Annotated in this window: 23 protein-coding genes; 14 read left to right on the forward strand and 9 right to left on the reverse strand. The window is 54.8% G+C overall.

Features of this window, described 5'->3' with window-relative positions; translation table 11 throughout:
* Positions 1-237 precede the first annotated feature (237 nt).
* From EIP93_RS07915 to EIP93_RS07940, 6 genes are all read left to right on the forward strand, one after another.
* Positions 238-765, forward strand: coding sequence for an iron transporter (locus EIP93_RS07915; protein ID WP_010285198.1), 528 nt, complete (start codon positions 238-240; stop codon positions 763-765).
* 157 nt (positions 766-922) lie between these two features.
* A complete protein-coding gene (locus tag EIP93_RS07920; RefSeq protein ID WP_103862066.1) occupies positions 923-2,317 on the forward strand; it encodes a Fe-S-containing protein in 1,395 nt (464 codons plus the stop codon).
* Between the two features lie 2 nt (positions 2,318-2,319).
* Positions 2,320-3,609 carry an ABC transporter permease gene (locus tag EIP93_RS07925; RefSeq protein ID WP_103941130.1) on the forward strand — a complete coding sequence of 430 codons (1,290 nt, stop codon included), beginning with the start codon at positions 2,320-2,322 and terminating at the stop codon, positions 3,607-3,609.
* Complete coding sequence (locus EIP93_RS07930) at positions 3,599-4,738, forward strand: ABC transporter permease (protein WP_164498006.1); 1,140 nt, start codon at positions 3,599-3,601, stop codon at positions 4,736-4,738. Before EIP93_RS07925 ends, EIP93_RS07930 begins: the two co-directional genes overlap by 11 nt.
* A gap of 4 nt (positions 4,739-4,742) precedes the next feature.
* Positions 4,743-5,459: an ABC transporter ATP-binding protein gene (locus tag EIP93_RS07935; protein WP_103862065.1), complete on the forward strand. Its 717-nt coding sequence runs from the start codon at positions 4,743-4,745 to the stop codon at positions 5,457-5,459.
* Entirely contained in the window at positions 5,446-5,943 is a 498-nt protein-coding gene (locus tag EIP93_RS07940; protein ID WP_103941132.1) for a TlpA family protein disulfide reductase, read from the forward strand. Before EIP93_RS07935 ends, EIP93_RS07940 begins: the two co-directional genes overlap by 14 nt.
* Before the next feature lie 36 nt (positions 5,944-5,979).
* On the opposite strand, the gene EIP93_RS07945 is transcribed toward EIP93_RS07940, so the two are convergent.
* On the reverse strand, positions 5,980-6,957 hold the full coding sequence (locus EIP93_RS07945) for a DMT family transporter (RefSeq protein WP_103941134.1): 978 nt from the start codon (positions 6,955-6,957) through the stop codon (positions 5,980-5,982).
* Between the two features lie 82 nt (positions 6,958-7,039).
* Positions 7,040-7,876, reverse strand: coding sequence for an AraC family transcriptional regulator (locus tag EIP93_RS07950; RefSeq protein WP_103941136.1), 837 nt, complete (start codon positions 7,874-7,876; stop codon positions 7,040-7,042).
* Between the two features lie 361 nt (positions 7,877-8,237).
* On the opposite strand from EIP93_RS07950, the gene cbl reads away from it, so the two are divergent.
* Entirely contained in the window at positions 8,238-9,191 is a 954-nt protein-coding gene (gene cbl, locus EIP93_RS07955; protein ID WP_010285215.1) for an HTH-type transcriptional regulator Cbl, read from the forward strand.
* A gap of 495 nt (positions 9,192-9,686) precedes the next feature.
* Positions 9,687-11,003 carry a glutamate/aspartate:proton symporter GltP gene (gltP, locus tag EIP93_RS07960; RefSeq protein ID WP_103941138.1) on the forward strand — a complete coding sequence of 439 codons (1,317 nt, stop codon included), beginning with the start codon at positions 9,687-9,689 and terminating at the stop codon, positions 11,001-11,003.
* A gap of 75 nt (positions 11,004-11,078) precedes the next feature.
* On the opposite strand, the gene EIP93_RS07965 is transcribed toward gltP, so the two are convergent.
* The 4 genes from EIP93_RS07965 to EIP93_RS07980 all read right to left on the reverse strand — a co-directional run bounded on the left by EIP93_RS07965 (position 11,079) and on the right by EIP93_RS07980 (position 15,082).
* Positions 11,079-12,182 (reverse strand): iron-containing alcohol dehydrogenase family protein, encoded by a 1,104-nt coding sequence (locus tag EIP93_RS07965; RefSeq protein WP_125232530.1) that lies wholly within the window; start codon positions 12,180-12,182, stop codon positions 11,079-11,081.
* 128 nt (positions 12,183-12,310) lie between these two features.
* The gene (locus tag EIP93_RS07970) at positions 12,311-13,177 is read right to left on the reverse strand and encodes an ABC transporter permease (protein WP_010298413.1); all 867 of its coding nucleotides are present in this window, start codon (positions 13,175-13,177) and stop codon (positions 12,311-12,313) included.
* A complete protein-coding gene (locus EIP93_RS07975; RefSeq protein WP_103941142.1) occupies positions 13,137-14,003 on the reverse strand; it encodes an ABC transporter ATP-binding protein in 867 nt (288 codons plus the stop codon). The genes EIP93_RS07970 and EIP93_RS07975 overlap by 41 nt, the downstream gene beginning before the upstream one ends.
* Positions 14,004-14,059: 56 nt before the next feature.
* Positions 14,060-15,082 carry an ABC transporter substrate-binding protein gene (locus EIP93_RS07980; protein WP_103941144.1) on the reverse strand — a complete coding sequence of 341 codons (1,023 nt, stop codon included), beginning with the start codon at positions 15,080-15,082 and terminating at the stop codon, positions 14,060-14,062.
* Between the two features lie 319 nt (positions 15,083-15,401).
* Here EIP93_RS07980 and EIP93_RS07985 point away from each other — a divergent pair, with 319 nt between their 5' ends.
* From EIP93_RS07985 to cuyB, 6 genes are all read left to right on the forward strand, one after another.
* Positions 15,402-16,424, forward strand: a complete 1,023-nt coding sequence (locus tag EIP93_RS07985) for a malate/lactate/ureidoglycolate dehydrogenase (RefSeq protein WP_125232531.1) — start codon at positions 15,402-15,404, stop codon at positions 16,422-16,424.
* Positions 16,425-16,488: 64 nt separating this feature from the next.
* Positions 16,489-17,502, forward strand: a complete 1,014-nt coding sequence (locus tag EIP93_RS07990; RefSeq protein ID WP_125232532.1) for a taurine ABC transporter substrate-binding protein — start codon at positions 16,489-16,491, stop codon at positions 17,500-17,502.
* A gap of 6 nt (positions 17,503-17,508) precedes the next feature.
* Positions 17,509-18,282, forward strand: coding sequence for an ABC transporter permease (locus tag EIP93_RS07995; RefSeq protein ID WP_125232533.1), 774 nt, complete (start codon positions 17,509-17,511; stop codon positions 18,280-18,282).
* A complete protein-coding gene (locus tag EIP93_RS08000; protein WP_039535504.1) occupies positions 18,279-19,082 on the forward strand; it encodes an ABC transporter ATP-binding protein in 804 nt (267 codons plus the stop codon). The genes EIP93_RS07995 and EIP93_RS08000 overlap by 4 nt, the downstream gene beginning before the upstream one ends.
* A gap of 21 nt (positions 19,083-19,103) precedes the next feature.
* Positions 19,104-20,117, forward strand: coding sequence for a D-cysteate sulfo-lyase (gene cuyA / locus EIP93_RS08005; protein WP_107333100.1), 1,014 nt, complete (start codon positions 19,104-19,106; stop codon positions 20,115-20,117).
* On the forward strand, positions 20,114-20,830 hold the full coding sequence (cuyB, locus tag EIP93_RS08010) for a cysteate racemase (protein ID WP_125232534.1): 717 nt from the start codon (positions 20,114-20,116) through the stop codon (positions 20,828-20,830). The genes cuyA and cuyB overlap by 4 nt, the downstream gene beginning before the upstream one ends.
* 43 nt (positions 20,831-20,873) lie before the next feature.
* Here cuyB and EIP93_RS08015 read toward each other — a convergent pair whose 3' ends face one another.
* From EIP93_RS08015 to EIP93_RS08025, 3 genes are all read right to left on the reverse strand, one after another.
* The gene (locus tag EIP93_RS08015; RefSeq protein WP_039492736.1) at positions 20,874-22,214 is read right to left on the reverse strand and encodes an anaerobic C4-dicarboxylate transporter; all 1,341 of its coding nucleotides are present in this window, start codon (positions 22,212-22,214) and stop codon (positions 20,874-20,876) included.
* A gap of 850 nt (positions 22,215-23,064) precedes the next feature.
* The gene (locus EIP93_RS08020; RefSeq protein ID WP_125232535.1) at positions 23,065-24,429 is read right to left on the reverse strand and encodes a TolC family outer membrane protein; all 1,365 of its coding nucleotides are present in this window, start codon (positions 24,427-24,429) and stop codon (positions 23,065-23,067) included.
* A 2-nt stretch (positions 24,430-24,431) separates the two neighbouring features.
* Positions 24,432-25,790, reverse strand: a complete 1,359-nt coding sequence (locus tag EIP93_RS08025; protein ID WP_109226011.1) for an HlyD family type I secretion periplasmic adaptor subunit — start codon at positions 25,788-25,790, stop codon at positions 24,432-24,434.
* Positions 25,791-25,797 lie beyond the last annotated feature (7 nt).

The raw sequence follows: 25,797 nt of genomic DNA on the forward strand, positions 1-25,797 counted from the left end.
GCACCCGACGTTAATGTAATACTGGAAGCAATATACCCGTCATACTTCAAGCTGCTTGTGCGTTGGCTGCCCTTGCTTACCCCAGTCACTTACTTGAGTAAGTTCCTGGGGATTCGCGCAGTTGCCGCCTTCACGCAACTCGAATTATTTAGGGTATAAGAGCAGCAAATAACCATAACAACCCCAATCGCTTAGCGAATTAAGCGAAGAGGGACGACTGAGATGAGGATGGGTTTGATGAATATGCAAAAAAGTCTGATTGCGGGTGCCGTTATTGCCGGTATTTTCACTGCACCTGCCGCGCTGGCGTTTAAAGAATATCCAGCGGGTGAGCCGGTTTCCATGAACGAAATGGAAATTGCCGCTGTTTATCTGCAACCTATCGACATGGAACCGCGTGGGATGGGCCTGCCTGCTGCGAAAGCGGACATCCATTTGGAAGCCGATATCCACGCTGCTGAAGGTAACAAGAATGGCTTCGGTGCTGGTGAGTGGATGCCGTTCCTGACCATTGCGTACACCCTGACCAACACCGATACCGGTGCGAAGCAGGAAGGTACCTTCATGCCGATGGTTGCCAGCGATGGCCCGCACTACGGCGCGAACATCAAAATGATGGGCGTGGGCAACTACAAAGTGACTTACCACATCGATCCGCCATCAAAAGCCGGTATGCACCGTCACACCGATGGTGAAACGGGCGTAGGCCGCTGGTGGAAACCGTTTGATGTCAGCTTTGACTTCAAATACGTCGGCTTAGAATAAGGTCTTCTGTCCGCGATGTTCTGTCGCGGCCATGTTCACGCCTCTGCGGGTACACTTTTGTTGCCTGTAGAGGCGGTGATTTTCCGGCCAGCGTGCTGATGCCACCCGGCATCGCGCTCAACCGACGCACCTGCAACTTGAAAGGTGACGGGTATATATGAATTTTTTTATCACGACCCTCCAATCCTTCCTGCCGATAGCGCTATTGCTGGGGCTGAACTGGAGCCATCGTTCCACGCCGACAGTCAGATCGCTGGGTTGGATCACGCTGCTGGCGCTGTTTGCCGGGACGTTTATTGGCGTACATTTTCCTAACGGGCAAGCGTTTCTGCTGGGGTTTACGGCGCTTCAAGCGCTTGCCTTGATCCTGTTTCTGGTCTGTCAGTGTTTTTCCCACTCGCGTCTTGGCTATCTGTGGCAGGCGCTGTTGGTGGCGGGAGCGGCGGTGCAGTGGGGCAACGATCCCAATCTGACTGCGCTGACAACCACCCATGTAGTGAATACCGATCTGCTGCTGAATTTCAGCGCGGTGCTGCTGGCGTTTGGCTGGCTGGTTTTCTGTGCCGCGTTGTGCGGCATGATTGCGCGCCGTATTCGTTTACTGCGCTGGCCGCTGCTGGCGCTGCTGGTCGCGCTTTTGCTGTTGCCGATAAGCGGCAATCTGCTGCTGCTGTTGATGAAATTACAGGCGCTGGGGCTCACCAAGCCGCGTCTGAGCTATGTGGCGCACGTTACCAACAGCGCGTATTTATTAAATTACCTCAGCGCATTGTTCATGGCGGCGTTGGCTGCCGGGCTGGTTTGGCCGCTGCGGCATGCGCGTCGCCAGATGTTGGCCACACATGAGGCGATTGAAAAGCGTAAAGCGACAGCAGGTTATCGCACGCTGCGCCGCACGCTGCTGTCGACGGTCACTGCGCTGGTGGTGGTGGCGTTGGCCCAGCTTTATTGGGACAAGGTCGCGTCGCAGCCGCCTCGTCTGTCGGAAGCACAGCCGGTGACGCTGGCGGCTGATGGCAAAGTACATATTCCGATTGAGCAGGTGCGCGATGGCAAACTGCATCGCTTTGTGTGGATTGCCGATGACGGCAAGGCCGTGCGCTTTTTCATCATTAACCGCTATCCCGATCGCCTGCGTCTTGGCGTAGTGTTTGACGCCTGCCTGCTGTGTGGTGATCAGGGCTACGTGATGGAAGGCAATCAGGTGATTTGTGTCGCCTGCGGCGTGCATATTTTCATTCCTTCTATCGGGAAGGCGGGCGGCTGTAATCCGGTGCCGATTGAAGGGTGGAGCAACGACGATAATGAGCTGGTGATTGGACGAGCGTCACTGGCGGCAGGCACGAATTACTTCTCGACGGTGGTGTCGATGGACGTTATCGATCCGGTTGATGGCTCCAAACTGACCAACGTGAATGCAGAACATAAATATCGCTACGGCGGTAAAACGTACTTCTTCTCGTCGGAGGCCAACTACAACCGCTTCCGCGAAAGTCCCGCGAAATTTGCCACTGCCAAAGCGGCGGCTGGCGAGCAGGCTGAGGAGGAATAACCATGCTGTGGCGACTGTTACGTCAGTCCTGGCGCAGAAATATTCGGCGTAAATCGCTGGCGGTGCTGACCGTGTTTTTGGCGGCGGGGTTGATCTCTGCGCTGCTGGCGGTGTCCATCGATATCGGCGACAAAATGGCGCGTGAGCTGAAGTCCTACGGCGCGAATATTTTGATTGAGCCAGCAGGGCAAGCGGCGCTACCCGCGCTGTTTGGCGAACGCAGTAATCCGCTGGAAGGGCAGGATTTCCTCGATGAGGCCGAGCTGCCGAACATCAAAGATATCTTCTGGCGCAATAACATTGTCGGCTTTGCGCCGCTGCTGAGCGGCGATGTCGAGATCAAGGGTCAGCCGGTTGCCGTGCTGGGCACCTTCTTTTCTCAGCCTGTTGCGGTGCCGGATGAAGAAGACTATCGCTCGGGACAAATGACCGTTAGCCCCTACTGGCAGGTGGCGGGGCAGTGGCCGCAGGAGCCGGTGACGACGGACAATGTGGCGCAAACGCTGGTAGGAAAACAGCTGGCGGCGCAAACGGGCTGGAAAGTCGGGGATAAACTCGCGCTGCACGGCGCAAAAGGTGACGCAACGGTAGAAGTTAGCGGCATTCTGAGCAGCGGCGGTGATGAAGAAAGCCGTCTGGTGATGCCGCTGGCAACGGTGCAATCGCTGCTGGGGCTGGCCGGTAAAATTCAGGCCATCCGCGTGTCAGCGCTGACCGTGCCGGAAAATGAACTGTCGCGGCGGGCGCGGGAAAATCTGGAAGCGCTAAATGCCGAAGAGTATGACCTCTGGTACTGCACCGCGTATGTCTCTTCGATTGCGCACCAGTTGGAAGAAGCGATTTCTGGCTCGGTGGTACGTCCTATCTGGCAGGTCGCCGCGTCGGAAGGCGTCGTGATCGACAAGATCCAACTGCTTCTGGCAGTGGTGACCTTCGCCGCGCTGGTGGCGGCAGCGATGGGGATTGCCTCGCTGATGACGAGCACCATTATGGAACGAGCAAAAGAGATCGGGCTGATGAAAGCGCTGGGCGCGCGCCAGTGGCAGATCATGCTGCTGTTTTATCTCGAAGCCGCATTGAGCGGTCTGGCTGGTGGTATCGCGGGCTGTGTTGCAGGCTGGGGGCTGGCGAAAGCCATTGGCCTGATGCTGTTCGGCGTACCGCTGAGTTTTGCGTGGATCGTTATCCCCTGTGTGTTGGTGATCTCGATGCTGATTGCCATCATCGGAACGTGGTTCCCGGCGCGCCGGATCGCCAAACTGTATCCGGTGGAGGTGCTGTATGGGCGCTAATAGCTGGATGAACAGCATGTTCTGGCGGCTGGTGTTTCGCGCACTGCGACTGCGTATGCAGCGCGTCAGCGTCGTGTTCGCCGCGCTGACAGTGGGAGCGGCGATTGTGACGGCGATGTCCGCCGTCTATTTCGATATCAACGCCAAGATGAGTCAGGAACTGCGCACCTTCGGTGCGAATTTTTACATCGGTCCGGCGCGGGGCAATACGATTCCACAAAGCACGTTTCAGCCGATTATTGACAACGCGCCGGCCGGATTAATCAATGCGTCCAGCCCTTATCTGTACGGCATGGCGCGTACGGAACTGGAGAAAGTGGTGCTGATGGGCGTGTGGTTCGAATCGCTGCGGCAGCTGGCACCGTACTGGCAGGTCACGGGTAACTGGATTGGCGTCAGCTTTGATGACCGTAATGCCATGATCGGGGTGAAGCTGGCGGAGCGGTTGAACGTCAAAGTCGGCGACAGCATCACGCTGGTGGGCGACGGCGGGAAGCAGCGGTTGCAGATCAAAGGCATCGTAGAATCCGGCGATGCGACGGACAACATGCTGATCGTGAATCTGGCTCTGGCGCAAAAGTGGTTGGATAAAGAGGGCGCGATCAGTAATGCGCTGCTGAGCGTCAGCAACGATCTGGGGCAGGTCGATCGCTTCGCTGCCCAACTTCAGCAGCAGTATCCGCAGTTGGAGATCCGCCCGATCCTGAAGGTGTCGGCGTCGGAAGGTCAGGTGCTGAATAAAATCAAAGGGCTGATGGGGCTAGTATCGGCGGTGATCCTCGTGCTGTCTTCCCTGTGTGTAAACACGACGCTGATGGCGATTGTCGGTGAACGTGCCCGCGAATTTGCGCTACAGAAGGCGCTGGGCGCGAGCGGACGAGACATCATCCGGCAGATGCTGGCTGAAACCGGCATCATCGCACTGGCGGCCGTGGTGTGCGGTTCGCTGCTGGGGTATCTGCTGGCTCAGGTGCTGGGGATGGCCGTATTCAACGCGACGATCTCGCTGCGGTTACCGGTGTTCCCGCTCACGCTGGTGCTATCGTTATTGGTTGCTGCCGTTGCGGCGGTGGTTCCCACTCGGCGGGCGATCTACGTCGAACCAGCCAAAGTCTTGAAAGGAGAGTAGCTCGATGTCTGTAGAGGTAAACGCGCAGGAAGGGGCGCAGGCAGCGGAGGCGGTGATTGAAACTCGCCAGCTCTATAAACGCTTTGGTCAGGTGACCGCGCTGGAGAACATTAATATCCGTATCGCGCGCGGCGAGTTTGTCGCCATCATGGGCGCGTCCGGTTCGGGTAAAACCACGCTGATGAATATTCTCACCTGTCTGGATACGGTGAGTGAAGGACAGGTATTGCTGGACGGCGTCGATGCCGCTGGGCTGGATGAAGAAGGGCGGCGCCAGTTCCGTGCCGATAAGATTGGGCTGGTATTCCAGCAGTTCCACCTGATTCCATTTTTGACCGCGCTAGAAAACGTAATGTTGGCGCAGCACTACCATAGCGTGGTGGATGAAGCGGCGGCGCAGCGCGTGCTGGAACAGGTTGGGCTGGCGCATCGCGTCGATCACTTACCGAGCCAGCTTTCCGGCGGTGAGCAACAGCGCGTGTGTATCGCTCGTGCGCTGGTGAATGAGCCTCCGGTGATTTTCGCCGATGAACCGACGGGGAATCTGGATGAAGAGAATGAACAGCGGGTGCTGGATCTGCTGAAAGATCTGCATCGGCAGGGGCGCACCATTGTGATGGTGACGCACAATCCTGAGTTAGGTCGGTTTGCTGACCGCATTATCCGCCTGCAACACGGCAAGTATTTTGGTGAAGAGGTGAATCATCATGAAATGGCGTAACGCGATTACCGCGCTGTGTCTGCTGGGCGCAGCGGCACTGAGCGGCTGTAAGGAAGAACAGGTTAGCGTCGGCGCGCAGGCACCGGCGCTGGCGGCCTACGATCTGTCAGGGCAGCAGGTGGATCTATCACGCTGGCAGGGGAAAAGCGTGTACCTGAATTTCTGGTCGTCGGGCTGTGGTGGCTGCATGATCGAAATGGGCGCGCTGGAGAAACTGAGTCAGGAATATGGCGATAAAGTGGTGGTGGTGGCGGTTAACACCGATCCTGACGGCGTGGATGTCACCTCAATGCTGGCGCATCATAAGGTGACCTATCCGGTGGTGCGCGATCAGTTAGGCATTACCAAAGAGCGCTATCAGGTCAGCGGTACGCCGACTTCATTTATTATTGATGCGAACGGCAAAGTGATCGATCAGCATCAGGGCGCGAGGGATGAAGCACAACTGACCGAACTGTTTCAGAAGCTGGCAAGCCGGACATAAAGACCGGCTTATTTCCACAGCATGTCAGGCGTGCGTTTACTCTGTTCGTGAAACCGGCATCGGGACTTCCACAATCACTGGTTCCGGTTTCACCCGCATGGCGTAGATCACCCCGACAATCAGGCAGGTGATGCCACAGAGCGTCAACAGCGGCGGCCAGGATTGCCGGATGATGAAGGCATAGGCCAGCCCCGCCAGCGTTTCAAACACAATTAACGGCCCCACCAGCACCGTCGGCAGACGCTGGCTGGCTTCATTCCAGAACAGCGTACCGATCCACGAACAAAACAGCCCAATCGCCAGCATCAGCGGGATGAAGACCTCAGGCCGTGGGCCGAACGGCTGCGTAAAGGTGCTATCCGTTAGCGCCAGATGGCCGCACACCACGATATACCCCAACAGCGCCAGCGGTAGCGTGACCAGCCCCTGCGCCGTGGCCCAGGTGGTCGGCGTATTGCCTTTGTGGTCGCGCAGCCAGCGGGCGTTGCGTAGTGGATACCAGGTCCAGCAGACTACGGCGAGAAAGGCCATCGAAATGCCGCTGGCATAACGCCATAAATCGAATGTGGCCGTACTTGCCTTCAGCTCTGCAACATTGACGCAGACCAACCCCGCCGCAATCAGCAGCAGCGACGGCAGCAGCCGACGCCAGGCTACGCGGCCATCGTGCTTGCTATACAACACATTCGCGGTGACAGAAATCACCACGGGTAGGGTGCCGATAATCATCGTCGAGATCGGTGCGCCCGTGCGCTGAATCGCGCTGGCGAGCAGAAAGTAGTACAGCAGATTACCGATAATCGTGAGCTTCGTGGCTTCCAGCCAGTCGCTGCGGGTTAACTGGCGCAGACGACGGCGATCGAGCCACGCCAGCGGTAAGGCAATCAATCCAAAAGCCAGATAGCGTCCAGTGGACTGCAAGGCGGCAGAGTAGTCCGGTACGAGCACTGGCCCAACAAAAATCAGCCCCCACATCAGTCCGGCGGCAAGCGCAAATAAAACACCAATCAGCATAATAAACCCGTTTTTTCACAATAGTGCATCGCGCCAGTCTAGGGAGAGTCGGCGATGAATTATTGTAGGATATTGCTGTTTGTCATCGGCGTTGGGCCGGATACACCTGCTTTTGGTAGCGAATGGGCGTGACGCCATAGCGCTGGGCAAAGGTGCGAGTCAGATGCGCCTGATCGGTTAACCCGACGGCGACGGCGACATGGGCGGCCGCCATACCGTGCGTCAGCAACTGCTTGGCCTCATACAATCGAATCGCCATCAGCATCTGGTGTGGTGTGACATGAAACTGGGCTTTGAACTGGCGCAGGAAATGATATGGACTCAGGGAAACCAGCGCCGCTAGCTCTTTTAAGGTAATCGTGTGGGCGAAGTTTTCCCGTAAGTAAGCCTTCACCACATCAAAGCGATGGAACGGTTCAATAATCTGACGCTGTGCAATACGCGCGTGAGGCCGGAAAAGCGCAATCAGCGACAGCAGCAGGCTTTCACTCGCCAAGGGATCGGTCGTCTGCCACATGGCGGCCAGCGTCATCGCCAGTTGACGTGCAGTAGCGGGATCGTGGCGTACGACGTCGGTAAACCACCAACCTTTCTCGCCGGAGACGTTCTCCAGCACATCGGGCGGGATATAGATCATGCGATAGCGCCAGCCATCTTCCGTCGCGGATTCCCCCGTATGTAGCTCATCAGGGTTCATCAATACTAACGAATCGACAGGCGCAATGTGCTTGGCTCCACGATAGCGGAATCGCTCCGCACCGTCGTCAATGGTGCCGATGCCAAACGCCTCATGCGTGTGTGGCTCAAAGGCATAACGGCAGATGTGCGCGTGATAAAGTTCGATGCCGGGCAGCGCCGGCAAGTGCCGGAATTGGGCATAGTCTCTCTCATCGGTAAAGTGTTCCGGTACGCCCTGCATGCTGCCACCTTTTCTCTGATTCTGACCGCCATCATAACAGTGATAGCACATCAGCTTGAAGTCGTGCGTCCTATTTAGCTTGAGAAGAAATACGCGAAAAAGAGAATAAAAGCGCGGAGATAAATAGACCAGAAAGGAATAAATCATAGCAAAATGGTTGATTGACGGTGCGCATGTGGCAAAAATGATTCCATATAACTGTTTGATTTTAATGTTTATGTCTATTCCTTGTTAGGTAAGGTAGCGCGGCAGACATACCGTTAGTATAAAAAAATATAATCAACTCCATTTGCTTATTTGTTCTGACTCTCATTACTTGCATCAATATTGCTATCTGTAATAAAGAACAAGGGAGTGAAAGGTGAACTTTCAGCAACTGAAGATTATTCGTGAATCAGCACGGTGCAATTACAACCTGACCGAGGTGGCGAATACGCTGTTTACCTCTCAATCCGGCGTGAGTCGCCACATCCGCGAGCTGGAAGAAGAGCTGGGAATTGAAATCTTCATCCGCCGCGGCAAACGCTTGTTAGGTATGACCGAGCCGGGAAAAGAACTGCTGGTGGTGGCTGAGCGCATCCTGAATGACGCCAGCAATATCCGGCGGCTGGCGAATGTCTTCACCAATAACGACACCGGCCAGTTGGTGATCGCGACGACGCATACACAGGCACGTTACAGCCTACCGCCAGTGATTAAAGCCTTCCGCTCGCTGTATCCGCAGGTGCGTCTGGTGCTGAATCAGGGCACGCCGGATGAAATTGTGGCGATGCTCCATTCCGGTGAAGCCGATATCGGTATTGCCAGTGAGCAGTTGATTAACGATCCCTCGCTGGCGGCGTTCTCCTACTATCGTTGGCACCATTCGGTGATTGTGCCGGAGCACCATCCGCTGACGCAGGAACCCGTTATTACGCTGGAGATGCTGAATGCGGAGCCGTTGATTACCTATCGCCAGGGGATTACCGGTCGTTCTCGTTTAGATCGTGCGTTCCAGGCGGTAGGTATGTCGCCGGATATTACGTTGAGTGCGCAGGATTCGGATGTGATTAAAACCTATGTTGAGCTGGGGCTAGGCGTCGGGATTGTGGCCGATATGTCATTCGATCCGGTGCGTGATAAAGGGCTGGTACGGTTGAATGCCGAGCACCTGTTTGAAGCTAACACGGTCTGGCTGGGACTGAAAAAGGGGCAGTTACAGCGTAACTATGCCTGGAAATTTATTCAGTTGTGTAATACAGAACTGTCGCTGGATGACATTAAAGATAAGGTGTTCTCGGATAACGATGAAGCGGTGATTGATTACCAAATCTGAATGACATAACCGTTTCCTAACCCGATGCCCAGCCAGCATTTTTTCTGACTGGGCAGGTCTTTTCCTTTCGATTTCGTCGCGATTTTTTGTGCCGCGATGCCTGCCGTTTACTGTACTTGATTCAGCATAAATATGGTTTATCGTGCCGATAATCTGCTTGATCTGATCGTGCTGCAATAGTAGCATTCCTGCTATAACAATAACTTATGTCTGTATTTTTGTTAAGTGATACAAATACTTGTGCATTTTTATTGAATAATTATGTTAACGGTTTTGGTATCACAATAGAAAGTTTACCCTAAATAATTCGAGTCGCAGGACAAAACGTGTGCGTTTTGAACAACACATATGCAGCTTGAAGTATGGCGGGTTAATTCATCAGACATCCTTCTCACTAGTCAGTCACCTCCACGTTGATTTTTTCGGTTCGCATTGCGCCGGAGTCGCGCTAGCGCCATGTTTATGATGGCGGGGAGTTTAAAACGGAAAATGACGATGAAAACACAAAAAATCAGCCTTGCCTGGCAAATCCTTATCGCATTGGTTCTGGGTATTGCACTCGGTGCCGTGCTGCATGAACAGCAAGAAAGCCGCCAGTGGCTCATCAGCAATATTCTCAGCCCTGCGGGCGACATCTTTATCCGCCTGATCAAAATGATTGTTGTCCCGATCGTGATCGCCACGCTGATTGTCGGGATTGCGGGCGTAGGGGATGCTAAAAAGCTCGGACGCATCGGCTTCAAAACCATCCTCTATTTTGAAATCATCACGACAGTGGCGATTATCCTTGGCATCACGCTGGCTAATGTCTTCCAGCCGGGTCACGGCATCGATATGTCGACGCTGACCGCTGTTGATATCTCGCAGTATCAAAAGACCACCGAGCAGGTGCAGAGCGGTTCGCACAGTCTGGTGGGGACGGTGCTGTCGCTGATCCCGCCGAATATCTTTGCGGCAATGGCACATGGTGAAATGCTGCCGATTATCTTCTTCTCGGTGCTGTTTGGTTTGGGGCTATCTTCGTTGCCGAAAGATCACCGCGAACCGCTGCTGAACGTCTTCCGCGGCGTGTCGGAAACCATGTTCAAGGTGACGCACATGATCATGCGTTACGCGCCAGTTGGGGTGTTTGCGCTGATTTCTGTCACGGTTGCCAACTTCGGTTTTGCGTCGCTGTGGCCGTTAGCCAAGCTGGTTATGCTGGTTTATGCCGCGATTTTCTTCTTCGGGCTGGTGGTGCTCGGAATCGTTGCACGTCTGTGTAAGCTGCGTATCACCATCTTGATCCGTATCCTGAAAGATGAGCTGATCCTCGCATACTCCACCGCCAGTTCCGAAACCGTGCTGCCGCGCATCATCGAAAAAATGGAAGCCTATGGCGCGCCGAAGTCGATCACCAGCTTCGTGGTGCCGACTGGTTACTCCTTTAACCTCGATGGCTCTACGCTGTACCAGAGTATTGCGGCGATCTTCATCGCACAGCTCTACGGCATCGAGCTGTCGATTGGGCAGGAAATTGTGCTGGTGTTGACACTGATGCTGACGTCCAAAGGCATTGCTGGCGTACCGGGTGTGTCGTTTGTCGTGCTGCTGGCGACGCTGGGCAGTGTCGGTATTCCGCTGGAAGGTCTGGCGTTCATTGCGGGTGTCGACCGTATCCTCGACATGGCGCGCACCGCGTTGAACGTGGTGGGAAATGCGCTGGCGGTGTTGGTCATTGCCAAGTGGGAAAACCAGTTTGATGAGCAGAAAGCACTGGCCTATGAGCGTGAGCTTAAAGGGATAAGCACGCAGCCAGCCCAACAGGGATAATCCTGAGATAGTTTGAATAGCTTATGAACGGGCGCGTCGAGTGATCGAGGCGCCCGTTTATTTTATGGATATATGTCATGCCGCGTGGCTGTCTATCACGCTGGTTTCTAGCGTTTGTGTGCGCCATAGCGCCTGTTCAATACGTTCGGCATCCGTTGCAAAAGGCAGGCGGGCGGCAATTTTCGGTGCGATTTTGACGTTCCGCGCGATACTTTCAACCAGCTGTGGACGTTCGTTCAGACCAAGGGCACTTAGCGTGATCGGGCTACCGTAGCGGCGCAGTTGAGCGAACAGCTCTTCGCGGTCGGCGTCGTTATCGTGTTCCAGAAACGCCTGTGCAGCTAGCCCAAAGCCCACTTTCTCGCCGTGCAGCCAGTCATGCAGTTCTGGCAGGCGCGTCATACTGTTGTGAATCGCATGGGCGACACCAATGCGTGGCACCTCATCTTTCATGCTGTTCGCCAGGCCCGCTAGTGCGATAACGGCGTCGATCACGCTGCGCAGGGCTGGCGTGACCAGACCTTGCTCATTATCTGCGATGGCCTGCTCGCCATACGTATTAAATGTCTCTACGGCCAGCCGTGCGGCCTGCGCTTTTAGCGCCAATGCCAATCCGCTATCGCCGTGACGCAGATAGGGTTGAAATTCGTACCATTTCGCCAGTGCATCCACGATACCGGCTTTGAGGTAGCGTGAAGGGCTGTGGGCGATGATCTCACTGTCTACCAGCACCCACACGGGTAGGCGCGTTAGCGGAAATGCCCCGTTGTGTGCGCCGCTGTCGCTGTATATCACGCTGATCGGTGACCAGGCGGCGCAGGTCGCGGCAATGGTGGGGACAGCGATGACGGGAATTTGCCCCAGAATATCGCCGACAGCTTTGGCGACATCCAACACGCGTCCGCCGCCAATACCTAAAATCAGTTCTGCGCCGAATGTTCGTGCCTGTGCGGTCAGCGCTTCTATCGCTGGCTTGGTGCAATCGCCCGGCAAAAATTCGACCTGATACCGTAAGCCGTAATCACTGAGGCTGCGTTCGACGGCATCCGACGTCGTTTCCCATGCCTGTGGGCTGGTAATAATCAATACTGTGCTGGCGTAGGGCGCTGCATATTCGCCGACAGAACGAATGACGCCATCACGATTCAGATAGGTTTGTGGCGCTTGGATTGCAATCATGTTCGCGATCTCTCATCTCTGTGGGAAAAGATAAATCAGTTGTAGCAGCGATGCAGAACGCCGCAAAAGAACAATTCTGGCTATGAATGGACAGATTTCGCATAACCAGAATGGGGGTAACGCGCAAGCTAGCGCTGCATTCCCCAGCGTTTTACCGTGACCTTTTCGATGGTGGAAAACACCAGCCCTTCAACCAGCAGCCCGATGATGATAACGGAAGCCAGCCCGGCAAAAACGCGGTCGGTGTAAAGCTCGTTACGGTTCTGGAAAATGTACCAGCCCAACCCGCCGTTGCCGCTGGATGCGCCGAACACCAGTTCAGCGGCAATCAGGGTGCGCCAGGCAAACGCCCAACCGATCTTCAGGCCGGAGATAATCGACGGCAGCGCTGCAGGTATCAGAATCGCGCTAATGTAGCGAAAGCCGGTCAGGCCGTAGTTGCGGCCTGCCATGCGCAGTGTTTCCGAAACGCCGAGAAAGCCGGAGTAGGTGTTCAGGGCCATCGGCCACATCACGGAATGGACGAGCACGAATACCAGACTCTTTTCTCCCAGCCCAAACCACAGCAGCGCCAACGGCAGTAACGCAATCGCAGGCAGCGGATTGAACATGGAGGTTAATGTGCCTAAGAGATCGCGTCCGAAACGGGTGGAAACCGCCAACGCGCTGAGGGCGAGTGCCAGCAGGCTGCCAATGACATAGCCTTTCAACAGCGTGCCGAGTGAAACCACCATCTTCTGCGGCAGTTCACCGCTGGCGAGATCGTCGCGAAAAGCCTGAAAGGTTTGCAAGAAGCTCGGCAGCATCAGGTCATTGTTTTGCCAGCGCGCGGCGAACTCCCATAGGATGAGCAGCCCAGCCAGCAGCACCAGCTTGCGCAGCCAGGTCTGATTCCACAGGCGCGTCGTCAGCGGCAGAGGCTGGGTGAGGGTAAAATCTTTCAGCGGCGTGAGTTCACGCTGATACTCGGGCCGCACGGGGGGCTGAATGCTCATAGGGTTTACCTTGCGTGGATGTGACGGGTGAAGGCGCGTCAACATCGGTTGGAAAAAGAAGATGGTGAATGCGTTGCGCGGTACTCTGAAAGGCTTCGCTGCCCTGATCGTTTAGCGCAAACTGATGGCAGTTGATTTCCGCCCGCACGCGACCCGGATGCGGTGAGAGCAGCAAAACCCGACTGCCGACAATCAGTGCTTCCTCAATCGAGTGGGTGACAAACAGCAGCGTGAAGCGCACCTCTTCCCACAGCGCCAGCAATTCTTCCTGCATTTTGCGGCGGGTCAACGCATCCAGTGCGGCGAACGGCTCATCCATTAACAGCACTTTCGGCTGCATGGTTAGCGCCCGTGCGATGGCGACGCGTTGCTTCATCCCACCAGATAACGTATGCGGATAAGCATCGGCAAATTTCGCCAGCCCGACCTTATCGAGAAAATAGCGGGCGCGTTCTTCTGCTTCGGCTCGCGTCGCCTGACGGCTGGCAACCAGCGGAAACAGCGTATTCTCCAGCACGGTTTTCCACGGTGGCAACTGGTCAAATTCCTGAAAGACCATGATGCGATCTGGCCCCGGTTTTGTGACGCGCTGGCCGTCGAGGCGGATTTCACCGTCTATCGGCGACAGAAAGCCGCCGATAGATTTGAGCAAGCTGGATTTACCACAGCCGGAAGGCCCTAATAGCACAAAGCGCTCGGCGGGAAAGACGTCAAAATTCACATCATGGGTGGCGCGTACCAGACTGCGCCGCGTTCGGTATTCCAATCCGACGCCGTCAACCTGCAACAGCGGCTGGTCAATCGTGTCGTGAGTGTGGTGTGTCATGCTTGTTCTCCTGCGTAGCGACGAGGTTCTCGTCGAATGAGCGCGACTCTGAGCATTCAGCTGCCCGGCTGTTCGTGAACTTCTGCAAAGAAATAGTCTTTCCAGGAGGCGGCTTTGTTTTTCAGTACGCCAAGCTGGTGCAGCTTTTCGGCATAAACGTAGGTGCGTTCAGGGGTGATCGTGAAATCGATCTCGGGATCGGCGACGATGCGTTTCACCAGTTCAGGATCCAGTTTCGATTTCTCTACCCGAATGTAGGTGTCGGCCGCGGCGGCTTTATCTGCTTTGACGATCTGCGAGGCTTCCTTCAGTGCGTCGTAGAAGGCACGGTAGGTTTTTGGGTTCTCATCATGGAATTTCTGCGTGGTATAAAGCACGTTGAACGTTGCCTGACCGCCCAGCACGTCATAAGAACTCAAAATTTTGTGCACATTGGCATGTTCTAACGCCTGATATTGGAAAGGCGGGCTGGAGAAGTGGGCGTTGATTTCGGATCCGCCAGCGATAAGAGCCGCGCTGGCATCGGGATGCGGCAGGCTGACGGAAATCTTGTCGAAGCGTTTGAAATCCTCCGCGCCGTAGAGCTTCGCGGTTTCAATTTGCAGCGTGCGTGACTGGAAGCCAACGCCAGCAGCAGGCACGGCGATACGATCTTTATCGCTCAGGTCACGGACGGATTTCACCGCTGGGTTATTGCTGAGCAAATAGTTGGGCATGGAGCCGAGTGAGGCAATGGCTTTCACATTTTGGCGGCCCTGCGTGCGGTCCCACACGGTCAGCATCGGCGGAACACCGGCGGAGGCCACATCCAGCGCACCGGACAGCAGTGCTTCGTTGATCGCTGTCGCGCCAGAAAGTGTGCGCCAGTCTACCTTAATATCCAGACCTTGCTGTTTACCGTGCTTCTCTATCAGGTTTTGGTCGCGGACCACATCCAGAATCAGGTAACCGATGCCAAACTGCTGCGCAATGCTGATGGTGCCTTCCGCATTCGCGCCAAATGCTGTTAACGTCAGGCCAATCATGGCGGCAAGGCGTGTGAAACGCGTCGATTTTTTCATAGGTAGTGAGGGATTCATTATCGTTGTCTCATTATTAATAGCAATAGGGTCGGCAATAAAATAGAGAAGAACCACAAGGTATTATTTCAATAAATTATTCGTCGTAAATAATGTATTAAAGAAGGCATCCTATTTTCTTAGCGTGTTGCTGCTAAAGTGTTTTTTGGAATAAGTTAGAATAAATGAGATTTTAAATAGCCATGCGTGCGATAAAACAAGTAAATAACCGCTTTAGCTAAATATTCGCTATGGATAGTCTTAATTGTCAGTTATGGATAAAAATCTGCGCGTTATAGTGGGCAATATATAAATGTCTATTGTGGTATACAGAGAGAATATGCCTGTTTTTACTCATCATTATTTACGCGATTATTTACGCGATCGGCTGACAGAGAATGACGTGGACGCGCCAATTGCAGAGATTGTGGCGGATAACCTCGTCGAATCCAGCCTGAAAGGGCATGACTCGCACGGTGTGAGCATGCTGCCGCGCTATATCGATGCGATTCGGGAAGGTGGACTTTCACCCCACGCACAGGCGGAAAAAACGCTGGATTTTGGCCCGCTGATTTCGTTCGACGGCCAGCAGGGCTTTGGTCAGGTAGTGGCAAAACAGGCAGTTGCAGAAGGCATTGCGCGTGCACAAATACATGGTCTGGCGGTGGTGAGTTTAGCTAATGCTCACCATCTGGGACGTATCGGCGCGTGGGCAGAACAGGCCGCGGAGGTCGGGCTGGTGTCGCTGCATTTTGCCAACGTGTATACCAAACCGGTGGTGCTGCCGTGGCAGGGCCAACAGGCGCGTTTCGGGACGAATCCATTCTGCGCCGGTATTCCGGTTGAGCATGACGATCCGGTGATTCTGGATTTTGCTACCAGCGTGATTGCTGGTAACAAAGCCCGTATCGCGTGGAATGAGGGTAAACAGGTTGCACCCGGCTGTATCGTTGATAACGAAGGCAATCCGACGGTGGATCCCCGCTGGCTGATGGAACAACCTCTGGGAGCATTACTGCCGTTTGGCGAACATAAGGGATCGGGGCTTTCGCTGGTTTGCTCGTTGCTTGGCGCGGCGCTGACCGGCGGGAAAACCGAACGCACGGCGAAAGGCGAGGGTAAGCAGATTATTAACAGCATGCTGTCGATTTTAATCGATCCGCAGAAATTAGGCGGCGCGGCAACCTATCAGCAGGAAATTCCGGCCTTATTAGAATGGGTGCGCCAATCCCGTGATGACGACGCATTATTACTGCCCGGCGATAAAGAAAAGCAAACTTATCGTCAACGGTTGGAGAACGGTATTTTTGTCGATGATGTCAGTTGGGGGCAGTTATCTTATTTAAATAACAAAGTGGCTTGAAGAATTAATTAATAATTTATTAACTTATTTAACTGATTTTTATTTATCACCATAGGGTAAAACGATGAAAAATATATTGAGTGCAGTGGGCGTCGGTGGGTTGTTATTAATGACGACATCCGTGCTGGCGGCAGAAAAAAATCCTGATGAAGTTCGTGTGGCCTACAGCGGCGGCTCACAGGTATTAGTTTTAGCCAAAGCCGACGGTTCGCTACAAAAAGCGCTGGGCGCGCCAGTAAAGTGGGTGCAGTTTGCTTCCGGTGCTGATGCGCTGAATTATTTCGCCAGTAATGCAATAGATATCGCCAACTTTGGTTCCAGCCCGGCGACAGCCGGTATTGTCAGAAAACTTCCGGTGGAGATTATTGGCGTATCTGGTGTGATCGCCACCTATGAGCGGCTGATTGCAAAATCTGGCATCACCACGCTGAAAGATATCGAAGGTAAGCGCGTCGCTTATCCGCCAAATTCAACGGCGCAATATGCGCTGGAAGCGGCCATCGCGGTGAATAAACTCGACCGCAGCAAAATTACCCTCATTCCGCTACGTCCGGCTGAGATGGTGGCCGCATGGAAGCGTGGCGATATCGATGCAGGCTACGTCTGGGCACCGTTCGCACAAGAGCTGGAAGCTTCCGCCGGACACGCTATTTTTGCGACCAAAGATCTGCAAAAAGATGGCTACCTGATTTACAACAACTATGTGGTCAGAAAGGCCTTTGCCCAACAGTATCCAGAAACGGTGGCACGCTTCCTGCGGGTACACCAGCAGAAAGTTGATGAGTTCCGTCAGGACCCGGAAAAAGCAGCGGCGATTGTGGCAAAAGAGGTAGGAGCGCCAGTCACAACGGCAACCAATACGCTGTCAGGGCTGGAATACCCGACGCTGGAACAGCAGGCGACGGCGCAATGGCTGGGTGATGGTAATCACACGGATCAGAGCGGTATTGGTCAGGCCGTCGCTAAAACGGCGCATTTTCTGGAGAGTATCGGCGACGTTCGCCAGCGTGATATTCCCGCTTCGTTCGCCGACTCCATTAATTCCTCCTATTTGAAGCAGGCGGCGAAAGGGAATTAACGGGTCGTGAAAAGAACGTCTTATGTGTTATTGAGCATCACGTCCGTGGCGGCGGTGCTCGCCTTGTGGCAGTGGGCGGGGGCGCAGCAGTGGGTGGATCCGCTGCTGCTACCGCCGCTGTCGGATATCATCTTGACCGCCGGAGAGCTGGCGCAGGACGGCTATCGGCAGGTATCGCTATGGGAACATATTTCCGTCAGTGTCGCTCGGGCGCTGAGCGCCTTCAGCGTCGCGATTATCCTTGGTGTCCCGCTTGGCCTGTTGATGGGGCTATCGCCTCCGATTGCTGCCGTTTTTAATCCTTTCGTTCAGTTTCTACGGCCGTTGCCTAAAATCGCACTCATCCCGCTGGCGGTGGTCTGGCTGGGAATTGGTGAGGCATCCAAATTCTTCCTGATCTTTATCGCGACTTTTCTCAGCGTCGTGGTTGGTGCCTGTGCCGCCGTTGAGCGCGTGGAACGTTCCCGTATCCGCGTCGCACAAACGCTCGGGGCTAGCCGTCGACAGATTTTTTTCCATGTCGTGTTGCCCGATACGCTGCCGGAGCTGTTTACCACGGTGCGGCTGGCTATCGGTATCGGTTGGACATCCCTGATTGCGGCGGAAATGGTCGCTGCCACCTCGGGCATCGGCTGGATGGTGATGAATGCCAGCGCCTACCTGCGTACCGATATTGTGATGCTAGGCATCTTATTATTAGGCGGCATTGGCTATGCGCTCGATCTGCTGTTGGTCGGTGCACAGCGAGTCTTCGTGCCGTGGGCGGGGAAATCATCATGACCGAACATTCTCAGCCTGATGCGCCACACATTGTCGTTGAGCGCGTTAGCCTCACGTTTCCGTCAAAAAGCGGTTCTCTCACGGTGCTGGATGACGTTTCTCTCCAGATAGCTAAAGGCGAATTCGTGGTGTTGCTGGGCCCCTCCGGCTGCGGAAAATCGACCATTCTCAACATGATTGCTGGCTTTGAATCTGCCGATAAGGGGCGCGTGCTGTGCGGTGGGGAGCCTGTTCGTCGTCCGGGGCCCTCGCGCGGCATGGTATTTCAGCAGGCCAATTTATTCCCGTGGCTCACCGTGCTGGAAAACGTGACGTTTGGCCCACGGATGCAGGGAGCGAATAAAGCCCAACTTCAGCGTGACGCGGAAAACTATCTTGCCTTGGTTGGGCTGGAAGGGTTCCAGCAGCACTATCCCTGGCAGCTCTCTGGAGGAATGAAACAGCGGGTGGCACTGGCGCGCGCCTGGCTGCCGAACCCCGAGGTGCTGCTGATGGACGAACCGTTTGGTGCGTTGGATGCACAAACCCGTTTGATGATGCAGGAACTGCTGCTATCTGCCTGGCAGAAAACCGGCACCACGCTGTTATTTGTCACGCATGACGTGGACGAAGCGCTGTTTTTAGCCGACCGGGTACTGGTGATGTCCGCTCGTCCCGGTCGTATTGCGGAGACGATCCCGCTGCCGTTTGGCCGCGAGAGAGAAATTGAAACCTTGGCACAGCATCCTGACTACGCCGCACTGAAGCAGCGTATTTTACATCGCGTTCGTGAAGAAGCGCGTCGTCACCTCAATCTGTAATCCGTATTTCAGGAGAATATTATGCACCTTGCTCGATTCCCCCGTTTATCACTGGGCCATTTTCCCACGCCGCTGGAGGCGTTACCGAACCTGTCTGCCTATCTGGGCGGTCCGACGATTTACATCAAACGTGACGACGCCACAGGGCTGGCGACCGGCGGCAATAAAACCCGCAAGCTAGAGTTCCTGCTTGCCGATGCGCAGCAGCAGGGCGCGGATGTCATCATCACGCAGGGCGCGACGCAGTCTAACCATGTGCGACAAACCATTGCGGCGGCGGCAAAGCTGGGTTTGAAAACCAAGGTGCTGCTGGAAAAGCGCGTGGAGGACTACGGTGAAGACTACCAGCGCTCCGGTAACGTGCTGCTGGATAATCTGCTTGGCGGCGAAATTATCGATCATCTGCCCGCCGGCACAGATATGCAGCAGGCGATGGAAACGTTAGCGGAATCACTGCGCAAAGAAGGATTGAAGCCTTATGTCATCCCCGGTGGCGGTTCCAGCCCAGTAGGCGCGTTGGGCTATGTTGCCTGTGCGGAAGAGCTGTTATTTCAGTCCAGCCAGCAGCGTCTGCGTATCGATCATATTGTTCACGCGACTGGCAGCACCGGCACGCAGGCCGGATTGGTGACCGGACTGGTGGCGACGAACAGCCAGATTCCACTATTAGGTATCAGCGTCAGAGCGCCGAAAGCGAAGCAGGAAGAGAATGTTTACGCGTTAGCACAGCGTACCTGGCAGCTGCTGGGGATTCCGGGCGAACTGCCGCGTAGTGCGGTGCAGGTGAATAGCGGCTATGTCGGCAAAGGGTACGGCATTCCAACCGAAGGAACGCTGGAAGCGCTCAGGCTATTGGCACAGCTGGAAGGGATTTTGCTCGATCCGGTCTATTCCGGCAAAGGAATGGCGGGGCTGATCGATTTGATTCGCCAAGGGCATTTTCGCGCCGATGAAAACATTGTTTTCATCCATACCGGCGGTTCGGCGGGGTTGTTTGGCTACCGTCAACTGTTCGAACAAACGGCCGCGCAATGAGTACGCCACTGATTGGCGTGCTGGGCGGGATGGGGCCGCTGGCGACGGTCGATCTGTTGCATAAAGTTGTTGAAGAAACGCCCGCCAGTCGCGATCAGGATCATGTGCCGGTGGTGGTCTGGAACGTACCGCAGATTCCCGATCGTCAACAGGCGCTGGCAGGTACTGGTGAATCGCCGCTGCCGGCGCTGTTGCACGCTATCCGGCAGCTTAATCGCCTGTCGGTCAGCCATATTGTGGTGCCGTGCAATACGGCGCACCACTGGTTTGACGCGTTGACGGAGGCCAGTGATGCGCCGCTGCTGCATATTGCCGATGCCACGCTGCACGCGCTGACACAGGCCGATGAGGCAAAGGCATCACCGCGTAAAATCGGGCTGATTGCGACTCACGGGACGCTCAATGCAGGATGGTATCAGCAGCGTTTTGCTGCGCAGTTAGGTGCGGAAACCTTGGTGCCGAATGAACAGGAAATGACAACGCTCTTCGTGCCGGGGTGCTATGCGGTAAAGCGTGGCGAGCTACAACATGGTGGACGTTTGCTGGATCAGTTAGCGGCACAGTTGGTGGAACGGGGAGCAGAACGTCTGGTGCTGGCCTGCACGGAAGTCCCTCCGGCGCTGGAAGCGGTGTCGTCACGCTGGTGGAACATCAGTATCGATCCGACACGTGCGCTGGCGCAGGCCTGCGTTCGTATCTGGCAACAGAAATGAAAGCCGCCCATTGCTGGGCGGCTTTTAGGTATAGAGAACCGAATTACAGGAAGCCGTACATTGCAGCGAACACCCAGCCAAAGACGCAGGATGTGCTCACGCCGATCAGGCCCGGCAGAATGAAGCTGTGGTTGATAACGAAACGGCCGATTTTGGTGGTGCCGGAACGGTCAAACTGGATAGCAGCCAGATCGCTTGGGTAGGTCGGCAGAATGTAGTAACCATAACAGGCTGGCGCAGACGCCACGATATACGCGGGATCCACCCCGATGGCTAGCGCAACGGGCACAATCGCCGCCAGCGCCGCCGCCTGCGAGTTAACGAACTTGGACACAATCAGCAGGATAATGGCGTAAGCCCACGGGTAGACCTTCACCATTGAGCCGAGTGTGCTTTTGATCTCTTCCAGATGCGCGCCGAACATGGTTTCCGCCATCCAGGCGATACCGTATACCGCGACGATGGCAATCATCCCCGAACGGAACACTTCATTCTTCGATATTGATGATGGATTGGTTTTGGTCGCGATAATGATGATGGCGCCGGAAAGCAGCATAAACATCTGAATGACCAGCACCATCGACAGCGGCTTACCGGCAAAGACTGGACGCAGTTCTTCAACGGCACCCAGAATCGCTACCGCAGCGATGGTTGCCAGAAAGATCCACATGGCAACCCAGTTACTGCGCGGCAGTTTTCTGTCCAGCAGCGTGGCCGTATCGCCATACACATACTGTTTGTTTTCTGGATCGGCGATGAATTTCTGAAAGTCTTCATCCTTGTCCAGATCCTTACCACGGAACCAGCTGAAAATCCCAATCGCCAGAATACCCAGCAGGGTAGAGGGAATGGTAATAGACAGCAGATCGAGGAATCCCAAATGTTTACCCTGGAAGGTGAAATTAGCCAGCATGGCAACCAGCGACACCACCGCAACAGAGACTGGGCTGGCGATAATCCCCATCTGAGCGCCGATCGAACTGGCGGCCATCGGTCTTTCAGGACGGATATTATTCTTGATGGCGACATCATAAATAATCGGCAGAATGGTATATACCACGTGGCCTGTACCGCACAGGATAGTCAGAATACAGGTAACAAACGGCGCGATAATCGAAACGTATTTCGGGTTACGCCGCAGCATACGTTCCGCGATTTGTAGCATGACATCTAGCCCGCCCGATGCCTGAAGCGTTGCCGATGCAGCCACCACGGCAATGATGACCAGCATGACGTCAACGGGCGGTTTACCCGGTTGTAGTTTAAAAATAAAGACCAGAATAACAAGTCCAATCCCGCCTAATAAACCCAGCGCGATCCCGCCTTTTCTTGCCCCGTAAAAAAGGCAGATCAGGACAATGACTAATTGAATGATGAAATCCATAGTAGCCCCATTGCATTGCTTAATATAATGAAATAATTCGTTAGAATTAAAATAGGTAGAGATTTACTGCGGGTACTATATGGACGGGTTGTTATTTATTTTCTTGATCTAAATCTATTAATTTTTATCTTTGCGCTATTTACTGAAAATAAAAGATCTCGCTCGCAATAATTGCGTCTTTTTGGTTTCTTTAGTTTTTTAAGTGTAAATTTAATTTATTAATGATTCGGGTGAGTGTCTATCGATGTGGTTGTTAATGAATGACAGGCGGTTTTCAAAAGTGATTAAATTCTTGTTCTTATTTTGTTGTGCTTTGTGTTCTTTTACTTTTTATTCTCGTTAACGTTAACCGCAAAAAACCATACCCTAACGCCTCTTTTTCTACCTCCAACGAGGTATTTCTGCATATTGTATTGTTTTTAAATGATTAGTTTAAAAAATAATAAAATGAATCCCTTTTTGGTAATGAAGTCAACGTCAGACCGCCGAGCCATGGCCGAAAAATAAAAATAGTCGCCATGTTGTCGTTATTCACGTCAGAAATATAGCTGACGGGTTTCCTGCTGTTTTTACATTGGATGCGAAGAGGGACGCACTTTATAGTTTGATTGGTTATTAATATATTTTTTTTATAAATATTTTAGAATATATGGATGCCATTTATTTTCCTTTCTAAACTGAACGTGGCCGAATACTGGCCACATCAGCTTTATTTCTTATATACCCGCCATACTTCAAGTTGCATGTGCGTTAGCTACGTTACTCGGCACACTGGCGTGTGCCTCGCCCCGTTGGGGCCGCGGCAAGCAGCGTTTAAACCTGCCTATGGCAGGTTTGTCACTCACACGAATCACTTACCTGAGGTATGCACGAAATAGGTCGCTAACTGACGCAGTGTCTGTTCATCGAGTGTACCGGCGTAGTACCGCAGCTGTAGCCAGGCCGTCAGCCAGGTATAACGCGCTTCGGTCAGATCGCGCCGTGCGCCGTAGAGCTGCTTTTCGGCATTCAGCACGTCAAGATTCACGCGCTCCCCGCCCTGAACGCTCTTCTGTGTGGCGGTGACCAGCGCCAGCGCCGACTTTTCCGTCAGCTCATAGGCGCGAATTTTCGCCTGACTGCTGGTGACCAGATTAAACTGGCGACGCAGTTCTGTCTGGATTGTCGCCGTCTGTTCGTCCTTTTCCCGTGCGGTTTGCTGATAGCGCTCCTTTGCCTGACGCGTCGCGGCAGAGACACCGCCGCCAGCAAAAATCGGTACGCTGACGCGGATACCAATCGACCGCGTATCGTATTTCTGGTTGTAGCTGTTTTCGGTATCCGACTGCGTATTGCGCGTGCTGGCAATCAGCGTGACCTGTGGCAGGTGGCCCGCCCGGTTACGCTCAATGCCGTATTTCGCCACGGCCAGCGATTGGTTTAGCGCCAATAGCTGCGCGTTGTGGCGGAGCGCCAGCGATTGCCAGTGCTGATAGCCCGCAGGCTGAAGCGTCTGCGGCGTGAAGCGTGGCGTTAGCACCGCAAGCTGATCCACGCCAACGGGCATCCCCAGCAGCGTTTCCAGTTCACGCAGGCTGATATCCAGATTGTCCTGTGCTTCGATAAGCTGTGCTTCCGTCAGGTTAACGCGCGCTTCGGTTTCCAGCATATCGGTGCGAGTGCCTTCTCCTTGCTGGAAGAGGCGTTGATTCAGTTGATATTGCTCGCGGTATGCGCGCTGCTGTGCCTGAACCAGCGTGATCTGCTCACGGCTAAACAGCACGTTGGTGTAGGCCTGAAACAGGCGCACCAATAGCTGCTGGCTGGCATCGCGCAGCTGTTCATCTGCCAGCACGGCGCTGGCTTCACCCTGTTGATAGCGCGACCACGCCGCGTAGTCGATCAACGGCTGTTGCAGGGAAAAGCTGGAAGCGCGGCTGGTGTAATCCCGCTCCGACTGCTGACCACCCGCCGTAACCGTGGAATCGTTACGGGACTGGCTGTAGTCATAGGTGACTTTTGGCAGCAGCCCGGCGCGCCCGATGTTTTTCTCTTCGCTGTCGGCATTACGCGCATGCACGGCGGCCTGAAAGGCCGGATCGTGTGTCAGCGCCTGCTGCCAGGCTTCCATTAATCCTAGTGCCTGACTCGGTGCGCTGTAGATCAGAGTGAGAAAAAGCGGGACGGCATAGCTGGAGCGGATCGCCGCGCGATAAACGGATGAAAAGCGCAGCATGATTACTCCTCGGTCAGCGCCAGATGCAGGCGGTCGGAAAGCGGTTTGAATAGGTAGTTGAGCAGGGAGCGCTCACCAGTACGAATGAAGGCTTCCACTGGCATGCCGGGACGAACGTCCAGCCCGGCGAGTTGCTGCTTACCCTGTTCATCGACGTGAATGCGTAAGGCGTAATAAGGTTTTCCTGTCTGCTGTTCGACTAACTGATCGGCACCGATCAGCGCGACAACGCCGGAAATACGCGGCGTGGTGCTTTGATTGAATGCAGAAAACAGCAGCTCGACGGGTAGCCCGTTGCTGACTCTGTCTACCAGTTCGATAGGCAGCTGTGCGTCAATCAATAACGGTTGCCCATCAGGAACAATCTCCATCAGCATCTGCCCGCTATTCACCACGCCGCCTTCGGTGTGCAGCGCCAGCCCGACTACCGTGCCGCTAGCGGGGGCACGAATGTGCGTGTGCTGAAGTTCATACTCCGCCGTTTTCAGCCGCTGGGTGAGATCCTGAATGGAACGCTGGGTATCGGCGAGCTGGGCGCGCACCTCTTTCTGGTATTCGTTTTGGCGCTGCTGGATCTTTTGCTCCAACTCGACGACCTGCTGCTGGAGCTGTACCTGATTATTCCGTTCCTGTGCAATCGCGCCCGCTAACTGGGCGGCCTGCCGTTCGACGTCCAGCAGGCGATTACGGGCGATATAGCCTTCCTGCGCCAACGGGCGCAACCCGCGTAGCTGTTCGCTGATAATCTGGAATTGCGTCTGGCTGCTGGCCAGCAGCGCCTGTGATCCCTGCGACTGCGCTTTTGCCCCGATGATGGCGGCCTGCATCGCCGCGCGTTCCTGTTGTAGCGCAGCGCGACGGCTGATGAAGAGCTGCTGTTGGGCGATCTGAATTTGTTGCGTGACGGTGCTGTGTTGCTCTGTGGGAGCAGGGAAAACGATCGTACTGAGATCGTCGCGTTCCGCCAGCAGACGTGCTTCGCCCGCATGAGCTTCCTGAAGCTGCGTGACGAGATTATCGCGTTGCGCCTGAGCGGGCGTTTGGTCCAGCGTGGCAAGGATTTGCCCAGCCTGCACGTGGTCGCCATCCCGTACGGTGAGCGAGGCGATGCGCCCGCTACTGACGGGCTGCACGGTTTTGCGGTTATCTGCAACGACGACCCGGCCGGATACGGCGACCCCTTTATCCAGCGGTGCCATGCCGGCCCAGAGTAGCAGGCCACCAAAGCCTGCCAGAACCAGCCAGAGGCCGTACTTCAAATAGCGTCCGGCGTCGGTGTGTAACGGCATCGCCGCGACGTTATCTGCCATCTGAGGGAGGGGCGTTGTCGGCTGTGATGTGACTTCGCGTAACGCGGACATGGTTATC

Origin of the sequence: Pectobacterium versatile (assembly GCF_003932035.1) — a bacterium.
In the GTDB taxonomy this organism is placed as follows: domain Bacteria; phylum Pseudomonadota; class Gammaproteobacteria; order Enterobacterales; family Enterobacteriaceae; genus Pectobacterium; species Pectobacterium versatile.